The organism is Cohnella phaseoli (genome assembly GCF_003386235.1).
Classification (GTDB): Bacteria; Bacillota; Bacilli; order Paenibacillales; family Paenibacillaceae; genus Cohnella; species Cohnella phaseoli.
Genome location: NZ_QRDZ01000030.1, coordinates 1 through 17,822, shown reverse-complemented (window position 1 = coordinate 17,822; position 17,822 = coordinate 1). Strand labels below are relative to the sequence as shown.

The 17,822-nt window shown below is 51.2% G+C and carries 13 protein-coding genes, 15 tRNA genes and 1 rRNA gene; 5 read left to right on the top strand and 24 right to left on the bottom strand.

What is annotated here, in order from left to right:
- The first annotated feature begins 40 nt into the window (after positions 1-40).
- From DFP98_RS29170 to DFP98_RS29160, 3 genes are all read left to right on the top strand, one after another.
- Positions 41-388 carry a hypothetical protein gene (locus DFP98_RS29170; protein WP_116064159.1) on the top strand — a complete coding sequence of 116 codons (348 nt, stop codon included), beginning with the start codon at positions 41-43 and terminating at the stop codon, positions 386-388.
- A gap of 149 nt (positions 389-537) precedes the next feature.
- A complete protein-coding gene (locus tag DFP98_RS29165) occupies positions 538-1,413 on the top strand; it encodes a hypothetical protein (RefSeq protein WP_116064158.1) in 876 nt (291 codons plus the stop codon).
- 43 nt (positions 1,414-1,456) lie between these two features.
- Positions 1,457-2,485 carry a leucine-rich repeat domain-containing protein gene (locus DFP98_RS29160; RefSeq protein WP_116064157.1) on the top strand — a complete coding sequence of 343 codons (1,029 nt, stop codon included), beginning with the start codon at positions 1,457-1,459 and terminating at the stop codon, positions 2,483-2,485.
- 106 nt (positions 2,486-2,591) lie between these two features.
- Here the strand turns inward: DFP98_RS29160 and DFP98_RS29155 are convergent, their stop codons facing one another.
- Entirely contained in the window at positions 2,592-3,887 is a 1,296-nt protein-coding gene (locus tag DFP98_RS29155; RefSeq protein ID WP_116064234.1) for an MFS transporter, read from the bottom strand.
- Between the two features lie 262 nt (positions 3,888-4,149).
- Between DFP98_RS29155 and ytxJ the strand changes: the two genes are divergently transcribed.
- Both ytxJ and DFP98_RS29145 read left to right on the top strand, forming a co-directional pair.
- Complete coding sequence (gene ytxJ, locus DFP98_RS29150; RefSeq protein ID WP_116064156.1) at positions 4,150-4,488, top strand: bacillithiol system redox-active protein YtxJ; 339 nt, start codon at positions 4,150-4,152, stop codon at positions 4,486-4,488.
- A 30-nt stretch (positions 4,489-4,518) separates the two neighbouring features.
- A complete protein-coding gene (locus tag DFP98_RS29145) occupies positions 4,519-5,187 on the top strand; it encodes an ArsR/SmtB family transcription factor (RefSeq protein ID WP_116064155.1) in 669 nt (222 codons plus the stop codon).
- 86 nt (positions 5,188-5,273) lie between these two features.
- On the opposite strand, the gene DFP98_RS29140 is transcribed toward DFP98_RS29145, so the two are convergent.
- From DFP98_RS29140 to rrf, 23 genes are all read right to left on the bottom strand, one after another.
- Positions 5,274-6,731, bottom strand: coding sequence for a serine hydrolase domain-containing protein (locus tag DFP98_RS29140; RefSeq protein WP_281275168.1), 1,458 nt, complete (start codon positions 6,729-6,731; stop codon positions 5,274-5,276).
- Positions 6,732-6,843: 112 nt separating this feature from the next.
- On the bottom strand, positions 6,844-8,433 hold the full coding sequence (locus tag DFP98_RS29135; RefSeq protein WP_181918005.1) for an MFS transporter: 1,590 nt from the start codon (positions 8,431-8,433) through the stop codon (positions 6,844-6,846).
- Between the two features lie 139 nt (positions 8,434-8,572).
- On the bottom strand, positions 8,573-10,309 hold the full coding sequence (locus tag DFP98_RS29130; protein WP_116064233.1) for an ABC transporter ATP-binding protein: 1,737 nt from the start codon (positions 10,307-10,309) through the stop codon (positions 8,573-8,575).
- Positions 10,278-12,113, bottom strand: coding sequence for an ABC transporter ATP-binding protein (locus tag DFP98_RS29125; RefSeq protein ID WP_116064152.1), 1,836 nt, complete (start codon positions 12,111-12,113; stop codon positions 10,278-10,280). The genes DFP98_RS29130 and DFP98_RS29125 overlap by 32 nt, the downstream gene beginning before the upstream one ends.
- 16 nt (positions 12,114-12,129) lie before the next feature.
- Positions 12,130-13,617, bottom strand: a complete 1,488-nt coding sequence (locus DFP98_RS29120) for a carboxylesterase/lipase family protein (RefSeq protein WP_116064151.1) — start codon at positions 13,615-13,617, stop codon at positions 12,130-12,132.
- A 196-nt stretch (positions 13,618-13,813) separates the two neighbouring features.
- The gene (locus DFP98_RS29115) at positions 13,814-15,166 is read right to left on the bottom strand and encodes a sensor histidine kinase (RefSeq protein WP_116064150.1); all 1,353 of its coding nucleotides are present in this window, start codon (positions 15,164-15,166) and stop codon (positions 13,814-13,816) included.
- Entirely contained in the window at positions 15,159-15,842 is a 684-nt protein-coding gene (locus tag DFP98_RS29110) for a response regulator transcription factor (RefSeq protein WP_116064149.1), read from the bottom strand. Before DFP98_RS29110 ends, DFP98_RS29115 begins: the two co-directional genes overlap by 8 nt.
- A 314-nt stretch (positions 15,843-16,156) precedes the next feature.
- Positions 16,157-16,241: transfer RNA gene (locus tag DFP98_RS29100), tRNA-Leu, on the bottom strand.
- Positions 16,242-16,265: 24 nt separating this feature from the next.
- A tRNA-Arg gene (locus DFP98_RS29095) sits at positions 16,266-16,342 on the bottom strand.
- 15 nt (positions 16,343-16,357) lie between these two features.
- Positions 16,358-16,431, bottom strand: a tRNA-Cys gene (locus DFP98_RS29090).
- Positions 16,432-16,447: 16 nt separating this feature from the next.
- Positions 16,448-16,522, bottom strand: a tRNA-Gly gene (locus DFP98_RS29085).
- A gap of 27 nt (positions 16,523-16,549) precedes the next feature.
- Positions 16,550-16,624: transfer RNA gene (locus DFP98_RS29080), tRNA-Gln, on the bottom strand.
- A gap of 16 nt (positions 16,625-16,640) precedes the next feature.
- A tRNA-His gene (locus DFP98_RS29075) sits at positions 16,641-16,716 on the bottom strand.
- Between the two features lie 22 nt (positions 16,717-16,738).
- A tRNA-Trp gene (locus DFP98_RS29070) sits at positions 16,739-16,812 on the bottom strand.
- A gap of 17 nt (positions 16,813-16,829) precedes the next feature.
- Positions 16,830-16,913 (bottom strand) — tRNA-Tyr (locus tag DFP98_RS29065).
- A gap of 16 nt (positions 16,914-16,929) precedes the next feature.
- A tRNA-Thr gene (locus DFP98_RS29060) sits at positions 16,930-17,005 on the bottom strand.
- A 20-nt stretch (positions 17,006-17,025) separates the two neighbouring features.
- A tRNA-Phe gene (locus DFP98_RS29055) sits at positions 17,026-17,101 on the bottom strand.
- Between the two features lie 23 nt (positions 17,102-17,124).
- Positions 17,125-17,201, bottom strand: a tRNA-Asp gene (locus DFP98_RS29050).
- Between the two features lie 32 nt (positions 17,202-17,233).
- Positions 17,234-17,310: transfer RNA gene (locus tag DFP98_RS29045), tRNA-Met, on the bottom strand.
- A 102-nt stretch (positions 17,311-17,412) separates the two neighbouring features.
- A tRNA-Glu gene (locus DFP98_RS29040) sits at positions 17,413-17,487 on the bottom strand.
- Positions 17,488-17,506: 19 nt separating this feature from the next.
- Positions 17,507-17,598, bottom strand: a tRNA-Ser gene (locus DFP98_RS29035).
- Between the two features lie 3 nt (positions 17,599-17,601).
- Positions 17,602-17,677: transfer RNA gene (locus DFP98_RS29030), tRNA-Asn, on the bottom strand.
- A 29-nt stretch (positions 17,678-17,706) separates the two neighbouring features.
- Positions 17,707-17,822 (bottom strand): 5S ribosomal RNA (gene rrf / locus DFP98_RS29025).

Here is a 17,822-nt window from a genome sequence, read left to right as displayed (position 1 = left end):
AAACATTAATCCTACTATATGAATCCTGGGGTGTACGAATATGTTGTATTTGATCAGCTTTTCGCTCATGTTTGCCGGCCTAACTTGTATCAACATTATTTTCTCCTATCAGAGCAAGCATATTTCCCCACATTTCTGGTCTACGTTAAAATTTCAGCTTCTGATGCTGCCGCTCTTTCTCGTCGCTAATTTGGGCGTCGGATACGGCGTCAAGTTCGGTATGAAAGCCGTCAATCAACTGGGCTACGTCCTGATCATCGCCAAATGTATCGAAGTATTGATCTCCATCTGGATGGGGTATTGGTTTATGAAGGAAGCCCCTTCCTGGAAAACATGGACAGGTCTTGCTGTCATTATAATTGGCGTTATCTTGGTGAAGCAGAGGTAACGAATGTAGCTTGATCCGATTCTCGTATTTTGTTACGGCAACATTGAGACATTGGCCTCTTGAGCGAAAAAATAGGAGAAGTAAAATTAAGGAATAGGCTTCGAGTCAGTCAAAAATAAGTCGCGATACCCAAGGAGGCTTCAAAGCGTATGCTGGACGATATTTATTCGATAGAAACGATAGAACAGTTAACCGTCCGGATTCAGGAGGAGCCGTCTCCGGATGCGCTACGCCAAGCGCTATTTGCCGAATACGACCGTTACGCCGACTATGCGAACATTCAGGAGTGGAACAAGCTGGTTCGCGTGTGCGAGGCGTTGCATATTGTAGGCTGGAAGGAACGGGAGCCCGTCGAGGCGATTGCGGAGAAGTGGATTAACGGTTCCTATTATTCCAGTCTGCGGACTCGAACCTTCCATACGATTGAAGGAACAGCCAAAGGATGGAGCAAGCGAGGCGACAGCTTTGTCATTGACGATGGCCGCGACCCGACGGACTATGGGATTTCAAGCCTGGCTACCCAGCGCAACTCCCTGCCGAAAAACCCTGTTCGTCTAGTTCGATCGGGCAATTATCAGCAATCCGTTCAACCGTTTGTAGACTGCCTGCGGGAGCTTCGGGAGCGGCTTGACCGGGATATGCGGCAGGAACGATACGGTTCCGACTTCGACTATTTTGCCGTTCAATGCTGGTTCAGCCATCACGACGACCCTTCGCCCACTATGCGCTACGAGTATTTTCATACGGAGGAGGACGTCCCGCCCCATTTTGCGGAATCGTACTATATACGTCCCCGACTGCAGACAAGCAAACTCGCCAAGCGCAACGGCCAGCTTAAGATAGAATTTACGAGACACTTTACCAGGCACGAAGGCGAGCTCGCCGTTGAAACTCTGAAGGAGCTGTTTAAGCAGGATTTGCTAGAGATGGTTGCCATCTTAGAAGAGAAGCTGAAGAAGAAAAAGCTGAGCTACCGCACGGATCTGCTCAGACAAGACTTGGAGGCTGTATTGGCGCAATGGTAGTGGTAAATATGCCGCAGAAAACTTGGATTGGAGATGATAAACGATGGATAAACCTTGGCATGCTTCCATGCAGGGGATTCCCTGGAATGAAGAGAAAATGAAGGCTGCCGTAAAAGATTTGCGAAACCGGGCAACGGTTAGTTTTGTTGTCGGCGCAGATTTGACGGAGGATCTGCTTGAACTGGATAAGCGGGTATTTGCCACACGGCCGGATCTGATTTTGTACATATGGAATAAGGATGAGAAGGCCCGTTACACGGACGAATTTCTTGAGACGCTTGCTGCGCTGAAGCACGTAGCCGCTCTAAGGTTGGATCTGCGACAGCCGCAGGACTTGACCCGACTTGGCAGGATGAAGCAAATGCAATTCCTTAACGTAAGCTCGCCCAAAAAAGCGCAAAGCCTGGATTTTATCCGCAGCTACCCCCAATTAAACTTTCTTGAACTGCACGGAAAATTCGACGGGTTGACCCCAATAGCGGAATGCGCCAGTCTGAACACGCTCTTGCTGAACTGTGCGATTGATCGTCTGGATTTCGTAGCGGAACTTCCGCAGATCAAGTATTTGTTGATCGACAGCTGCGAGTTAAATGGTCCGCTCGATGTACTAGCCGAATCGAACTTAAGTATGCTCGTCCTATCCGCCGTGCGCAACCTAATCGATATTCAGGCCGTAGGACAATTGCGCAATTTGAGCTTTCTGCAATTATCCCTGCCTAAGGTTGAACGCTTGTGCGACTTCTCGAAAATGGACAATCTCCGGCAGCTCGAGTTAAACTACATGAAATCATTGCGGGACATCGCAAATCTATGGACTGCCAAGCAGCTTGAGGTTCTGGAGCTGAAAGAAATCAATACGGCCATTAAGGCTGAAGCCTTTGCTCCCTTGAGGGACATGGAGAGCTTGCGACAGGTCGATTTTCGTTTTATCGACTTCAACAAGGGGCGCATCGCGGCAATAAGCGAGCTAATGGAGCAGGCAGGCAAGGGCCATCTTCTGTACGACAATATTCCGGAGGATCAACACATACGCTCCTTGGCGCTGGAGCATCTGGCCCCGATTTTAACGTAAGAACCTCCTGCCCGATCGGCGAGTTCGGCTATCGCTCGCTCAGCGGAGCGGAGTAGGGCATCCAGGTGTCCTCCGTGCACGCGAGCGGTTTCTGTTCCCCATTGCATCAGCTTTTCTTTGTTCGGAACCACACGACGACCGGAATCAGAAGCAAGGACAGACAAGCTCCGGCCAAAGAAAGGGTCGCATAGCTCGATTGCGCGACAACCATGCCGGACAGCGCGCCTCCGGAGGCCCCTCCTAAAGCGATCAACACGTCCACGGTGCCCTGGGTTTTGGCACGGACCTGCGGAGGCGTTGCGTCGACAATTGCCGTCGTCCCGCTAATCAAACCAAAGTTCCATCCCAATCCAAGAAGCGCAAGCGCCAGAACCAGCATCCCCATGGAATCGCCGGGAGCAAACGCGGCTACTAGCCCGGACAACAATAATGTAAATCCGGAAACGTACGACATGGCGATATGACCAAATTTATCGACGAGAACGCCGGTGAGCAGAGATGGAAGATACATCGCAGCGACATGAATGCCGATGACAACCCCCACCTCGCCCAGACCGTGTCCATGGTGCTGCATGTGAACGGGAGTCATAGTCATAATCGCTATCATGACAATCTGTGTCAGCACCATGACGGTTGCGCCCGTCATAATCCCTTTTTTGTTTACGGCATTTGCCTGAGCTTGGGGTTGAGCCGCCTGATCGGACATTGCCTTGAGCCGCTGCTTGTCGGCAACGGCCTTAGCGACAAGGAACGGATCGGGCCGCAAGAAAATAAGAAGAACAAGGCCAGCTATTAGATACGCAGCAGCAGCCAGCATGAACGGCCCCGACAACGGGGGAGCGCCCAGGGAAACGGCTAGCCGTCCGGTCAGATTGACTAGATTCGGGCCGGCAACGGCGCCAAACGTTGTGAATACCATAGCCAAGCTGATCGCCTTCGCCCGATGTGCCGGCAATGCCAAATCCGTACCTGCATATCGAGCCTGCAAGTTTGTCGCCGTGCCTGCCCCATAGAGCAGCATCGAAAGAAGAAGTAAAGGAATGCTGTTCAATAATGCAGCGAGTACGACGCCGATCGCTCCCAAACCGCCCGTTATGAATCCTATAGCCAGTCCGGGCCTGCGCCCCCATCGCTGGGAAAGGCGGCCGACCCCAAGAGCAGCTCCGGCAGAACCCAACGTAAATAGCGCGGTAGGCACTCCGGCATAACGATCCGTTCCGATCATCTCTTGCGCAAGCAATGCGCCTACGGTGATTCCTGCCGCCAAACCCGCTCCGGCAAGAACTTGCGACAAAATCACGACCTTCAATGTCTTTGTATGTAGCTGACGCTGCTTCTCCGACGACTCGACAACGTCCATCATCGAAGATGGCAGACTTTGTGCCTTTTTACCGGCAGCCATTGGATTCTCTAACATTTATACTCTCCTTCTAAAAAAGAAATCGTTCCCGTTCTCTGCTTATGATGTAGTCTACTCACGCATGAATTCAACCATTCAATCAATGAATTGAATTATAATTCTAAAAAAAATACCCGTCAACCCTCTCTATCTGCAACCAACCCTGCTGCTCAATTGAATAATTGAACAAGATGATGTACACTATATAAAAATTCAGCCTATTATTTTTTGACAATCGGTCTGATACCGAAAGGGGTATTTTCGTATGCAATGGAATGAAATAACGACGATCGAGGAATGGAATGAGCTCTTGCTCCAGTCGTCCGAACGCGGACAAGTGATACTGAAGCATAGTACAACTTGCCCGGTAAGCGCTAACGCGCTTCAAGAATACGAACAATATTTAAACGATAAGCCGAATGAAAATTTGAATTATGTGCTGGTCAAAGTCATCGAATCGCGCCCGGTATCCAACCAAATCGCGGAAGACTTGAATGTAAAGCATGAATCCCCGCAAATTATTTATGTAAAGGATAAAGCCAAATACTGGACCTCCTCGCATTGGTCTGTAACGAAGGCGCATATCACCGCGGTTTTAGATTAGGCTCTGTTCAAGAATCGAGGGAATATCATTATGAATGATACTATGCTGGATTCTGCGAATGCCCTCAAAGAAGATCTCTACAGACAGTTATCGAGAATCGGTAAATGCTTGTCGAGCGATAAGCGTTTGGAAATTCTGACTTTATTGTCCCAGGGATCCAAGACGGTGGAAAAGTTAACCTCGTCCACGGGGATGAATTTTGCAAACGTATCTCGCCATCTCCAGGTATTGTTGGATGCCAAGCTTGTTAGATTCACCAAGAAAGGCACCCACGTCATCTATTCATTGGCCGACCCTGCTATTGTTGATTTATTGACTTCCCTGTGGAGAATCAGCAACAAGCAGCTTCCCGATATCGGAAAGCTTAAGGACGACTTTATGGATAACTTGGATAACATTCAAACTCTAACGATGGACCAGGTCATGGAAAAATTAAATACGGAGTCTATCCTTCTTCTGGATGTGCGTCCAAAAGAAGAGTTTGAAATTAGCCATATCGATGGCGCGATATCCGTACCTATAGAGGAACTGGAGTATTTTATGCGTGAATTCCCTCAGGAGACCGAGATTGTCGCTTACTGCAGAGGTCCGCTCTGTGTATACTCCGCAATCGCTGCGCAGAAGCTGCAGGCTGAAGGATTTAGCGCCTATCGGATGGATGAGGGAGTAAATGAATGGCAGGAACATTTTGCTCACTGAAGCCAAATGGAGAGAACCGTTAGTCCGTGTAAAGCCTTCCGCATCCTATTTATCAGGTTGCGGAAGGCTTTTATTCTATCGTCTTACTAAGCCTCCTCTTCCTTTTTCGTACCATTCAACCGAACCAGCCGGGTAATTTCCAGGCTTCCCTTCAGCGCCATAAGTACAGTCATGACCTTCAGCCAAAGGATGAGGTCCGGCTGATAAATGGTTGCAATATGCCATACCGGAAGGACTTGAGTCATACTCCACAGCAGGACAAGAATCAGGCCCGCAAAATTCAAAAAAATTCTTGCCGTAACTTTGATCGATATTTTAGCAGGTTTGGATTTATCCGGACTCCACGGCCCAAAGCAGCGCTTCGCCGTTCTATAGGTCGTATATAACAACCAAACGCCGAGTAGGAATAAGAGTCCGTTTACGACCCCATATTTCTGCGAGATGCTTAGACCTGATCCTGCAATCGGTTCGTTATTCAGTAAGCTTATGACCCCGGTGGCGATATGGGTAGTCGTAATGACATGCGTTTTGTTGGGCCACGAGGCATCGATCGCGTCTAGCACGTTAGCGAACACGATAACTCCCAACTGCTGTTCCGGAACCATATAAGTTTGCGCCTGAAATCCTATTGAGCCGCCCGGCTGACCGATAACCTGCAACCCGTTAATATGATCTGTCATCCAACCCATGGCGTACGTTCCCGGAACGGGTTCGGTTTGCATGAGGCGGGTGCTTTCCGAAGAGAGAACGGAATGATCCCCGAATCGGCCGCCGTTCATTTGGGCAAGCAAGTAATGGCTCATGTCCTTAGCGCTCGAATAGAGATAGCCTGCCGGCGCATCTCCTGGAATATAAATATAGGGGCCTTCATAGGGAACGTTGTATCCGAATATTCGGCGATGGGGCTTAGCCAGCCCGTGCTCAGCCGCTTCATCAAGCGTAACGTAGCTGTCTTGCATAGACAGAGGAGTGAAAATATGTTCCTTCACGTAGTCGCCGTAGGACTGGCCGGACACTTGCTGCACAATATACCCGAGCAGTACATAGTTTGCGTTCGAATACCTGAAGGGCTGCGCGGTTTGAACGGCTCTCTTTAGAAACTTTTCCGCATAGGATAAAGCATTTTTCTCCAGAGCGTCTTGATCCTGAACGTTGATACTTGACAGCGTGTTGCTGAAAGTGGAGATTTGGGTGAACCCGCTTGTTTGGTTAAGTAATTGGCGTACAGTAATGAACTTTGCGCCGTTATAGGGGGTGGGGATATAGCGCTGTATAGGCGCATCCAAGTCGATTTTTCCTTCTTCGACAAGCTGCAGAACGGCCATGGCCGTAATCGACTTGCCGATCGAACCTATTCCAAAAGGCGTTTCAGGCGTTACCGGCCGACCGGATGAATCGGCCTGACCGTATCCCTTAAGATAAAGAATGCGATCCCCCTGCACAATCCCCAGAGCCAGCCCCGGAAGACGTTGCCGTTTCATTTCCCGAGCAATATATGTATCCACTTCGGAGAAAACTGACGTTCCAGATCCCTCAATTTGCATACTTCCCTCACTTCTCCCCGAACCGAGTAGAGGAAAGAGGAACAGTCCGCACAAGAGGGTTGCTATCATTCTCATTCTCATTGTATTTCACCTTTACTTGATCATTTTTATATTAATGCCGCAAATCCTTCTTGCGAATCAAAACCAGACAAAGCACGGCGCCGATTGCCAGAATCGCAGCGGCGATCTTGATAATGTCAATCGTTCCGTCCACGAAAGATGCGCGGGCAATCTCCCGGTAGGAGTCAAACAGCGGATCGTTTTGAAAGGCGATATCCCGCTCCATGCCTGCCAGACCGCTGCTGCCTACAATCGGGCCTGCCGACTCAATCGCTTGAATTGCCTGCCCCTTCGCCGATTCGGAAAGCTGGTCGCCTTGCAAAGACTGGATTCTATCCGTGACAAGCGAGGCGAAGCGGCTGGACAATATCGCCCCGTAGAGGGCAACTCCGAACGCGCCTCCCATCTGACGAGCCACATTGCTCATGCCGGACGCCATGCCCGCTCGCTGCACCGGTACCGTTCCGATTGCCAGATTAGAGATAGGCGGGTTGATCAAGCCGCTGCCAATTCCGGCAACAATAAATCCGGGCAATAGAACAATCCATTCAGCAGGATCGTTATGTTTCGATAGGAAGGACATGGAATAAACCCCGATCGCCAGCAGCGCCATAGATACGACGACGAGCCATTTGGGGCTTATTTTGCCCATTAATGCACCGGACAGCGGACCGAATAGCAGAGCCATTGCGGTAAATGCGATCAGCTTGACGCCCGTCTCCAGCGCATCCAAGCCGAGAAAGCTTTGCATGTAAATACTGAGATTGAACAGCAGCGAATACATTCCGGCGCTCAGACAAAAAGCGGCAATCGCGGAACCGGTAAAGCTGGGAATCTTGAATAAACGAGGATCGACCATCGGGTGCTTCAACCGCAGCTCGCCTACGATGAATACGAGGAGAGCAAAAATGGAAATTGCAAGCACCCACCACACCTCCGGAGAGGTCCAGTCGTTGCCTTCATGGTTGACCTGAATCAATCCGTAGATGAGACAGAACATGAAGACGGTGAATGTGGCGAACCCGAACAGATCGATTCGGCGCGCCGCAGACTCGTCCCTGGACTGCTTGATCGCCCATAACGACAGTAGAATCGCGACGATTCCGACGGGAATATTCACATAGAAGATGGATTCCCATCCCATATGCTTTACCAGAATACCGCCGATTACCGGGCCGATCCCCGTAGCCAATCCGCTTACGCCGCCCCATATTCCAATTGCGATCCCGCGCTGCTTCCCGCTGAATGTCGCCGAGATGATGGCCAGCGATAAAGGCGTCATTGCAGACGCACCCAGCCCCTGAATGCCTCTGGACAAATTCAGCATCGTAATATCGCCCGACAATCCGCATAACAGCGAACCGATTGTAAATACCGCTATTCCCAACATAAATAACGTCTTCCGCCCGAATATATCGCCCAACCGGCTTGTTGTAACCAGCGCCACGGCAAATACTAAGGTATAAGCGTTGAGTATCCATTCCAATCCGGAGAAGTCCGTTTGAAGATCGCTTTGTATAGCCGGCAAAGCGACATTCACAATCGTAACATCCAGTAAAGCCATAAATAATCCGAGACATACGGCGACGAGCGCCCACCATTTTTTCTCCGCAACCTTCTCCGCCCTATTAATCGCCGACATAGCCATTCCTCCATCATTCGCTATTACAAAAGCTAAACATTGGCCCGATTGCCTCTCTAAGGCTGACCTCCGTTTGTCTAAAATTCGCCCCCAAAACTCCGACAGAAGTCAAGAGTTTTGGGGGTGTTGCCTTATAACTTTACAGAGTCGCGTGCTCCTCGCCTGCACCGTGCTGGCGCTGCCAAAGCCGGGCATACAAGCCATTCGACGAGAGTAATTCGTCATGACCGCCTAGCTCCGCGATCCGCCCATGATCCAGTACGACAATTTGGTCCGCATGCCGTACGGTCTTGAGCCGGTGAGCGACTACGATGAGGGTTCGGCCTCGCACCAGTCGATCGATCGCTTTCTGAATCTCCGCTTCGTTCTCGGGATCAAGCGAAGCCGTTGCTTCATCGAGCAGAATGATCGGCGCGTTTTTCAATATCGCCCTGGCAATGGAAATTCGCTGTTTTTCACCGCCCGACAGCGTGCTTCCGCCTTCGCCTACCATCGTGTCGTAACCGTTTGGCAGCTTCAGAATAAAATCATGGCAGCAAGCAAGGCGCGCCGCTTCCTCGATTTCCTCGCGCGTTGCGTCGCTCCGTCCGAAGCGGATATTGCCTGCGATCGTATCCTGAAAGAGGTACACATCTTGAAACACCATGGATACTTTTCTGAGCAGCGCTTCGGGATCCATGGCACGAACATCCTCCCCGCCCATCGTTACCCTTCCCTGTTCCGGGTCGTAGAACCTGGCGACGAGCCGAAGAAGGGTACTTTTGCCGCTGCCCGAAGGGCCGACCAATGCGGTGAAGGAGCCTGCCGGCATACTTACACTCACATCTCGCAAGATGGGTTGATCATAATAGCCAAACGTAACCTGCTTCAATTCGATATCCTGATTCTCAGGGGGTTGCCGCTCTCCCCGCATAACCGGTTCCCGCAGAAGCTGCACGATGCGTTCGCCCGCCTGCTCCAGATAGCGGAACTCCGCGTAACCGGCGAGCGCTGTCGTCAGCGGATCAAAAATACGGGTTCCGATGATCAGGAAAGCTGCGAATGTGATCACATCCAGGTTTCCGCCTGTCAGCAGATAAACGCCAGCCATGATCATCAAGGTGAGACCGGCACGAACGCAGGTAATCGCGCTCAGCACAATCGGCCCTATCGTCCCTTCGAGACGAATGCTCTGCCGCATCAACTCCTTGAATGACCGTTCCAGCCGGACAAAACGTTCTCCGGTCAAATTATAAGCTTTAATCACCCGGATTCCGTTCAAATATTCTTGCAGCCTGCTGGAGGCCTCCATCTTGGCCCTGATATGCTTCGAGCCGAGTTTGCGCTGGATGCCCGATGTTAAGAGCATCAGCAGGATAGCGATCGGCAGCGTCGCGAACAGGGAAAGCGCCAGACGCCAGTCGAGGAAAGACAAGCCGACCAGGGCGATAACCGGCATGACGGCGGCACCGATCATCTGCGGAACCAAGTGGGAAATGCCGTGTTCCAGCATCGAAAAATCGCCCACCATTCGATTGGCCAAATCTCCCGGATCCCGTTTGTTCAGGTACCCTAGCGACAGCTTGCGCATATGTTCGGCCAGACGCGATCGTCCGTCCGCAGCCGCGCCGTAGGCATCGCGGTATTGGGCGCGATAGGCGGGAATTTCGCATGCGAACAAGAGAACGAGAGAAGCTGCCAGGGCACCGCACACGAACCAGAGCCGTGCCGAATCGAGCGGCATATCGGGATAAATAAAAGGATTAAAAATCAATCTTGCCGCTTCTACCAACAGCGCAAAAGGGATTAAGCCGGCCAGATTGGCCAAGGTCGTGTACAAAACGGGTTTGACGAGAGATCGCGGATTATCCGCCGTAATGCTGCGCAGCATGCTCATGTTCATTGTCCGCACCCCCTTTGCCCAAATGCCATTGTGTCGCATGACGGTAGGAACGCCACATGCCGCCATACAAACCGTTAGCTGAAAGGAGATCTTCATGCCTCCCCCGCTCGACGATTCTCCCGCCGTCCATCACGAGTATTTGCTGCGCATCCTGAATGGTAGACAGGCGATGAGCGATGACAATGACCGTCTTGTCGTTCATCAGCGCTTTTAGCGCCAGCTGCATCTCATGCTCGTTCTCCGGATCGGCGAACGCCGTCGCTTCATCCAGTACGAGAATGGGGGCGTTTTTCAGGATTGCCCTGGCTACGGAGATTCGCTGTTCTTCCCCGCCGGACAAATAGACGCCTCCTTCTCCGATCAATGTGTCATACCCAAAGGGAAGAGTCTCGTCGATGAACGAATGGCACTGCGCTGCCTTCGCCGCGGCATACACTTCTTCCGGAGACGCATTCGGGCGTCCGATCGCAATATTGTTGTACACGGTATCGTAAAACAGAAACGATTCCTGAAACACGAACGCGACGATGTTCATCAGATCAGGGGTCGCGATTTCACGGATATCCACTCCGCCAATGCGGATCGCTCCCGTGTTCACCTCCCAAAAACGAGGCACCAGATTGGCGATGGTCGATTTGCCCGCTCCGGACGGTCCGACAAGCGCCGTCACTTCCCCTTGGCGAGCGGTAAAGGAAATGTCGGCCAGGACGTTCGTATCCGCAGGCTCCGTTCCATAAGAAAAAAAGACGCGATCGAATGAAACATCGAATGAAGTTGGCCGCATCGGGTGTTCAGGCTCCGTCACATCTCCTTCCGCCAGTACACGATCTACGCGCCGGACCCCCTCATCGATATCTCTGAGCGTCTCGGCCAGAAACATGATTTTAAACATGGGGGCAGATATCCCTGGCGCCATGACAAGAAAGAATAGCAGAACGGAGGCGAAGGCGATGCTGCCCGGATCCCGGCTCAATAAAAACACGCCAACAGGCAGAATAAATGCGGCAAGCGAGCCGAGAATCACCTTAAAAATCAAGGATCCGTATTGAAATTGATCCGTTAATTTCACGCCGTAGTCACGATAGCGAAGCATGTCCTGATAAAACTGACGAAACGACTGCACGGTTTGCCCGAACACCTTAACGGCCGGCATTCCCCGAACATACTGGACGGCGGAAGCATTCATTCGTTCCAGCGAATCATGGCAAAGCTTGAGGTTTTCTTTCGTCTTCGGTCCGCTGATCAGCGCGATTTGAACCGCAAACGCGAGGACAATCGGCACGAAGCACGCCAGCGCCAACCAAACATTCAGTGTAAACATCACGGCGATCATCAGAATCGTGGTCACAGCCGCATGGACGAGATCGGGCAAATGGTGGGCAATGAACGTTTCCACTTTCTCCACGTTTTGTTCCAGCGTTTTCTTGACGGCCCCCGTCGACGTACCGTTCAGCCAGCCAAGCGGAAGCTTGCCGATATGGCTTGCCAGCTTGACCCTGAGACCGTAAAGAATACGAAAGGCGGCGATATGAGAAACCATTCCCCCCGCATACATCGTCACCAAGCCGCCCGCCAGTCCGATTAAAGCGATAACGCCATAGCGGATCATTTTCGCCCCGTCCGCCGAAGCAGGGGATGCGGCGTGCTCCAGCAACTCTTTTAAGATGACAAAGACGGAAACGTAAGGCACCAGCATGCAAACGGCGCTAAGCGAAGACAACAGGGCCGAGACGATCATCAGCCCGCGCTTCTCACCGGCGATCTCCAATAGTCGAGCCATTCCGGTTTTATTTGTCATTGCTCTTCCTTCCCCTTCATGTATAGAAACGATCTATCTCCGCCAAGTCGCCTACAGTACCGACAATGGAAGCATATCGCATGGTTTTTCTTTGAACCGGCTCATAAGCTGGCCATGGGATGGGAGAGCCGGGATTGCCGGTTTGAATAAATCCAATCCATGCCTTGCGCATAACAGCTGTTAAATCGGCAGCAACCTCTGGATTAGCTCCTTGCAATACCGGTACATCCTTGTACGATTCAAAATTTCCGAATATAAACGGCAGTTCTATGCCATGGCACGCTTTAAAAGGAGAGCCGAGCGGTGCCCAATCGAACTGATATACCCATGTACGCGAGCCGGCTTTATGAACTGCCTCTGCTAACCTTAGAGCAGGGAGCAGGAACACATAGTCAGTAATGAGGTCAGATACTAGAGCGATGGGCGCGCTACCGGGCCGCCGCCGGCGGTATCGCTCGATTGCATTTTCGTTCCCGGTCAAGGCAGCGAAACGTTCGTTAGCCAAAGCCGGATCAAGATTCTTGACGTTCCCTAGAAGAATATTGGCTTCCTCTCTATTGGTACCCAGAATGAGATCAATGCCTGCTTCGCCGGCCCCTTTTGCAGCCCTCTCGATAAAACGTTCCGGAGTGGAAAGAGAATCAAAAACAGGCATAAAAGGAAGGTCAATTTGACCGAAGCGTGCAATTTCCTGAGCTAATTTCCCCGATGCTTGAATGATTTGGGCAGGGGATACGGAATTCAATTGGGCGGTAATTTCTTGTGGATCCCTCTGATTCACATTCAAGATTTCCAACAGCCGGCTTCCATGTTCAACTGCTTTTGCTTCCGATAACGGAGCCAGACTTGCAGGCGCGCTTTGCAGAATTGCTCTGCGGAAGAGACCTCGTGCCCCTCCGGTGGCCAATAAGCACATAATGGCATGGGCTCCCGCGGATTGCCCCATGATGGTGACCTGATCGGGATCGCCGCCAAAATGCGCAATATGATCTTGAACCCAATTCAGTGCTTCGAGAATATCGAAAATCCCCATTTTCCCATCGATAACTCCTGGATAATGCAAGAATCCAAAAGCTCCAAGCCGGTAATTGACGCCTACGGTAACCAGATTGCCGTCCTTGGAAAGCTCCGCTCCATCGTACCAGTCCAGCGAACCGGCTCCGGTCATATAATGTCCGCCATGCACCCAAACGACAACAGGACGTTTTTCCCGATCGATGGCAGGGGTTGAGATTGTGAGCGATAGGCAATCCTCCCCTTGAGGCGGTTCGGAAGCTTCTCCGATGGCCTGGCGTAATGGAGAAGGCGGCTGCGGGGAAATAAAGCCGTGATGACTTGCATCTCGAACACCGGTCCAAGCAGCGACAGGACGTGTCCGCGAAAAGCGAAACTCCCCCTCGGGCGCCTCGGCATAGGGAACACCGCGAAACTGAATGACATCCTTTCTTCGAATCCCCTGAAGCGAGCCAAGAGAAGTTTGTACGATACATGATTCGTTTACCATAGAAGACATCTCCTTTGACTTAAAGTGATATAGACTTTCCGCCGATTCCAGTAAGTTCTCGTGAATTCAAGTCTCCTTTCGCAACCGATACTACGTACCCTGTATGAACGCAACATGAATGAATTGGTTGGAAATGTAAAAAAGATGAACGAAATCGTTCACCTTTTTTGATCCTCTTTTCGATTGTTTGATTGATTCACATAGCCGGCAGAGCAACGGTTACCGTCGTTCCTTTTCCTGGGGCACTGTCGATCTCGACCCGTCCGGCGTGCAATTCGACAACACGCTTGACGATCGCAAGTCCCAGTCCGCTCCCTTCCGCTTCGCGGTTGCGCGATTTATCCGCCATAAAAAAGCGTTCGAAGACACGCTTGCGATCTGCCTCGGTCATGCCCATTCCGGTATCCCGGAAGAGGACTTCGATTTCACCCTTTTCAGCCTGAAGTTCGATGAAGATGTTCCCGCCCTCGGGTGTAAATTTGATGCTGTTGCTGAAAATATTTAGCCACACCTGGCTTAGCAGGTCTTCGTCTGCATGAATCGTCGTTTTTGGAAGCTCCAGATGAATATTTAAGCGTTTGGACGCCCATTGCGGCTCCGCGGCTACGACAATACGGCGCAGTTGACTATCCAGTCGAACGAGCGATGGATGAAAGGGCAGCTGGTTGGAATCCATCGTCGCCAGTCGGAGCATGTTCTCGCTCAGCCGGGACAGCCGCAGGCTTTCGTGCCGGATGATGTTCAGACAGCGCCGTTGCTCGGCTTCATCAAGACCGCCCCTTTGCAGGATGGAGACAAAACCCGAAATGGACGCCAGCGGGGTTTGAAGTTCGTGGGATACGTTGGAAACAAACTCTTGACGCATCTTTTCGACTTGGCTCATCTCGTGGGCCATTTGTTGAAATTGCTTCGACAAGACGCCCAACTCGTCTTTGCTCTTTGTCTGAAGCCGGATGTTATAGTCTCCCTTGGCCATTTTTCTGGTTGCGGCTGTCAATGCTTTTAAGGGCTTTACCACTACGCTAGTAAAAAGGATAAACTTGGTGTTAGCGATCGCAATGACAATCACAATCAAAACGCCCAAAATCATAAACAACTGAGAATTAGGAGTACCTTCCGGATGGATGACGAGTGCCAACTGTTCATCCGCAGTTTGTAACGGGAAACCCATGTGCAAGCTCGTCGGTAGGGGCAGCACGGATGTGCGACTCACGACTTCGGCGCCGCTCTGGATGCGGCGGATATCCTCGTCTGTCAGGCTGAGTTCGTTTGTTGGACCATAAGCGTAGCGAAGCCCATTCCGATCGTATACCCATAGGCTAATCTTCTGCTTTTCGGACAACTGTTGTAAAAATGGATCGCGTTCTTCTGGCGCCAATCGGGAAAAAGCATCGGATATCAGCCCGCTTCGCACCGCATACTCTTGTTGGATGGATTGCGTAAGCCGATCTTTAAACAAATACATGGTTATCGGAATGGCGCCTCCGATCCCTATCACCACAGCTGCGAAAAAGAGCAGTACAATTTTTAAGTATAAGCTCTTAATCATAGCTTTCCGTCGCTAACCTGTATCCGAGACCGCGAACCGTTTCGATGCGAAAAAAGTGGGCATAGGCGGCAAATCGCTCCCGCAGCCGCTTAATATGAACATCGACCGTCCGCTCATCCCCTTCGTGGTCGAAGCCCCATACCGCTTCAATTAGCTGGTCTCGCATAAAGATTTGGCCGGGATAACTCGCAAGTTGATATAAGAGTTCAAATTCCTTAAGCGGCAAGTTCCAATTCACGGTCCCGTCCGAAACCGTCCCCCGAAGCCGATCCAGCTTGAAGCTGCCCAATCTAACCATCTTGTCGGCCGCAATCCGGTACCGGCGCAGCACCGCTTTGATTCGGGCCACCAGCTCCTGCGGGTCAAAAGGCTTGACCAGGTAATCATCTGCGCCTAGGCCGAATCCCTTCACTTTCTGACTTGTCTCGTGCTTGGCCGTAATCATGATAATCGGCAGTTCAGGGTTCAAGAGCCGCAGCTCCTGGCACAAATCCCACCCGTCCATGACGGGCATCATAACATCAATCAAAACCAAATCCGCAGGAGAGCTCTCCATTTCGGCCAGCGCTTCCTTGCCGTTGCCCGCTCCCCGGACACGAAATCCTTCATGGTTCAAAACAATTGAAATCATTTCCGACATATTCGTATCGTCTTCGACTACGAGAACGCTTGTCAAATGCTTATACCCTCCTTAGTTCAATAACGGACTCCATGTTAGCGGTTCTATCTGTCCTAATCAAACACTTTCTATAGCTTGTTCGAGTAAATTATAAACGTAATCGACTTTTTCGTCCAAATAAGAGAGTAACATATAACCTTTGTGGATGGCTTTTAGTTTAATCATTCCCCGATCCAGGTTCCAGGGATAATCGAAGGAAGCCACCATAAACCAGGCGTTAGTATCTCTACAGCCTGGTTTCCTTACTTCTTCTGGTTCGAACACAAAAAAAGCTCATTAGATTAATCTCTAATGAACTGTCATTGTTAAAGTGGTACCGGTGAGAGGACTCGAACCTCCACGGGGGTTGCCCATTCGATTTTGAGTCGAACGCGTCTGCCATTCCGCCACACCGGCATATTCAATTATGTTGCATCTTACTGGCGCGCCCTAAGAGATTCGAACTCCTGACCTTTTGATTCGTAGTCAAACGCTCTATCCAGCTGAGCTAAGGGCGCAAGCTTTGAGGTTTTTGGAGGCGCCACCCAGACTCGAACTGGGGGTAAAGCTTTTGCAGAGCTCTGCCTTACCACTTGGCTATGGCGCCAGATTCAAGATTGAGATGGAGCGGAAAACGGGATTCGAACCCGCGACCTTCTCGTTGGCAACGAGATGCTCTACCACTGAGCTATTTCCGCGCATTAGGTTCACCTGTGCAGTGAAAATGGCTGGGGATCTAGGATTCGAACCTAGGAGTGACGGAGTCAAAGTCCGTTGCCTTACCGCTTGGCTAATCCCCAACAAAATTGATGTAAATGGGGCGATCGAGGGGAATTGAACCCCCGAATGTCGGATCCACAAACCGATGCGTTAACCACTTCGCCACGATCGCCATGAATTGTGAAGCATTTAATTGGCAGGGGCAGCAGGAATTGAACCCACACTAACGGTTTTGGAGACCGCTGTTCTACCCTTAAACTATGCCCCTAAGCATTAAAAACATGATGGTGGAGGATGATGGATTTGAACCACCGAACCCGAAGGAAGAGATTTACAGTCTCCCGCGTTTGGCCACTTCGCTAATCCTCCACGTTTAGGAGAGAAATGGTGCCGACTAGAGGACTTGAACCCCCAACCTACTGATTACAAGTCAGTTGCTCTACCAATTGAGCTAAGTCGGCTTAGTGTTAAGTTGTCTTGATGGTGGCTCGAGACGGAATCGAACCGCCGACACGAGGATTTTCAGTCCTCTGCTCTACCAGCTGAGCTATCGAGCCTTACATGCTTCCTTGAAGGAAAATGGCGGAGCCGACGGGATTCGAACCCGCGGTCTCCTGCGTGACAGGCAGGCATGTTAGGCCTCTACACCACGGCTCCGCGTGTACTCGGTAATGAGCCGAGATGATGTTTGGTTGCGGGGGCAGGATTTGAACCTGCGGCCTTCGGGTTATGAGCCCGACGAGCTACCGGGCTGCTCCACCCCGCGTCGTTGTTGAGTATGTTGCCCGTTAAAGCGACATTTATTATCATACCTTATATCGCTTATGTAATGCAACCCTCAAATTCTGGAAATTTCTTATGAAAGAAATGGTGACCCCTAGGGGATTCGAACCCCTGTTACCTCCGTGAAAGGGAGGTGTCTTAACCGCTTGACCAAGGGGCCATACTTACCTGAAAATTTATGGCGGAGAGAGAGGGATTCGAACCCTCGAGACGCTTTAGACGCCTACACGATTTCCAATCGTGCTCCTTCGACCAACTCGGACACCTCTCCAAATGGCTCCCCGAACAGGACTCGAACCTGTGACAACTCGATTAACAGTCGAGTGCTCTACCAACTGAGCTATCAGGGAATGGTAAGCAATGTAAAACTATGAATCCAGCCTGGCGACGTCCTACTCTCCCAGGACCCTGCGGTCCAAGTACCATCGGCGCTGGAGGGCTTAACGGTCGTGTTCGGGATGGGTACGCGTGGAACCCCTCCGCCGTCATCACCAG

What these genes read in the sequence shown, in the direction of transcription:
- DFP98_RS29170 (WP_116064159.1), top strand. Translation starts at nt 41, where the DNA reads ATGTTGTATTTGATCAGCTTTTCGCTCATGTTTGCCGGCCTAACTTGT.
- DFP98_RS29165 (WP_116064158.1), top strand. Translation starts at nt 538, where the DNA reads ATGCTGGACGATATTTATTCGATAGAAACGATAGAACAGTTAACCGTC.
- DFP98_RS29160 (WP_116064157.1), top strand. Translation starts at nt 1,457, where the DNA reads ATGGATAAACCTTGGCATGCTTCCATGCAGGGGATTCCCTGGAATGAA.
- DFP98_RS29155 (WP_116064234.1), bottom strand. Translation starts at nt 3,887, where the DNA reads ATGGCTGCCGGTAAAAAGGCACAAAGTCTGCCATCTTCGATGATGGAC.
- ytxJ (WP_116064156.1), top strand. Translation starts at nt 4,150, where the DNA reads ATGCAATGGAATGAAATAACGACGATCGAGGAATGGAATGAGCTCTTG.
- DFP98_RS29145 (WP_116064155.1), top strand. Translation starts at nt 4,519, where the DNA reads ATGAATGATACTATGCTGGATTCTGCGAATGCCCTCAAAGAAGATCTC.
- DFP98_RS29140 (WP_281275168.1), bottom strand. Translation starts at nt 6,731, where the DNA reads ATGCAAATTGAGGGATCTGGAACGTCAGTTTTCTCCGAAGTGGATACA.
- DFP98_RS29135 (WP_181918005.1), bottom strand. Translation starts at nt 8,433, where the DNA reads ATGTCGGCGATTAATAGGGCGGAGAAGGTTGCGGAGAAAAAATGGTGG.
- DFP98_RS29130 (WP_116064233.1), bottom strand. Translation starts at nt 10,309, where the DNA reads ATGAGCATGCTGCGCAGCATTACGGCGGATAATCCGCGATCTCTCGTC.
- DFP98_RS29125 (WP_116064152.1), bottom strand. Translation starts at nt 12,113, where the DNA reads ATGACAAATAAAACCGGAATGGCTCGACTATTGGAGATCGCCGGTGAG.
- DFP98_RS29120 (WP_116064151.1), bottom strand. Translation starts at nt 13,617, where the DNA reads ATGGTAAACGAATCATGTATCGTACAAACTTCTCTTGGCTCGCTTCAG.
- DFP98_RS29115 (WP_116064150.1), bottom strand. Translation starts at nt 15,166, where the DNA reads ATGATTAAGAGCTTATACTTAAAAATTGTACTGCTCTTTTTCGCAGCT.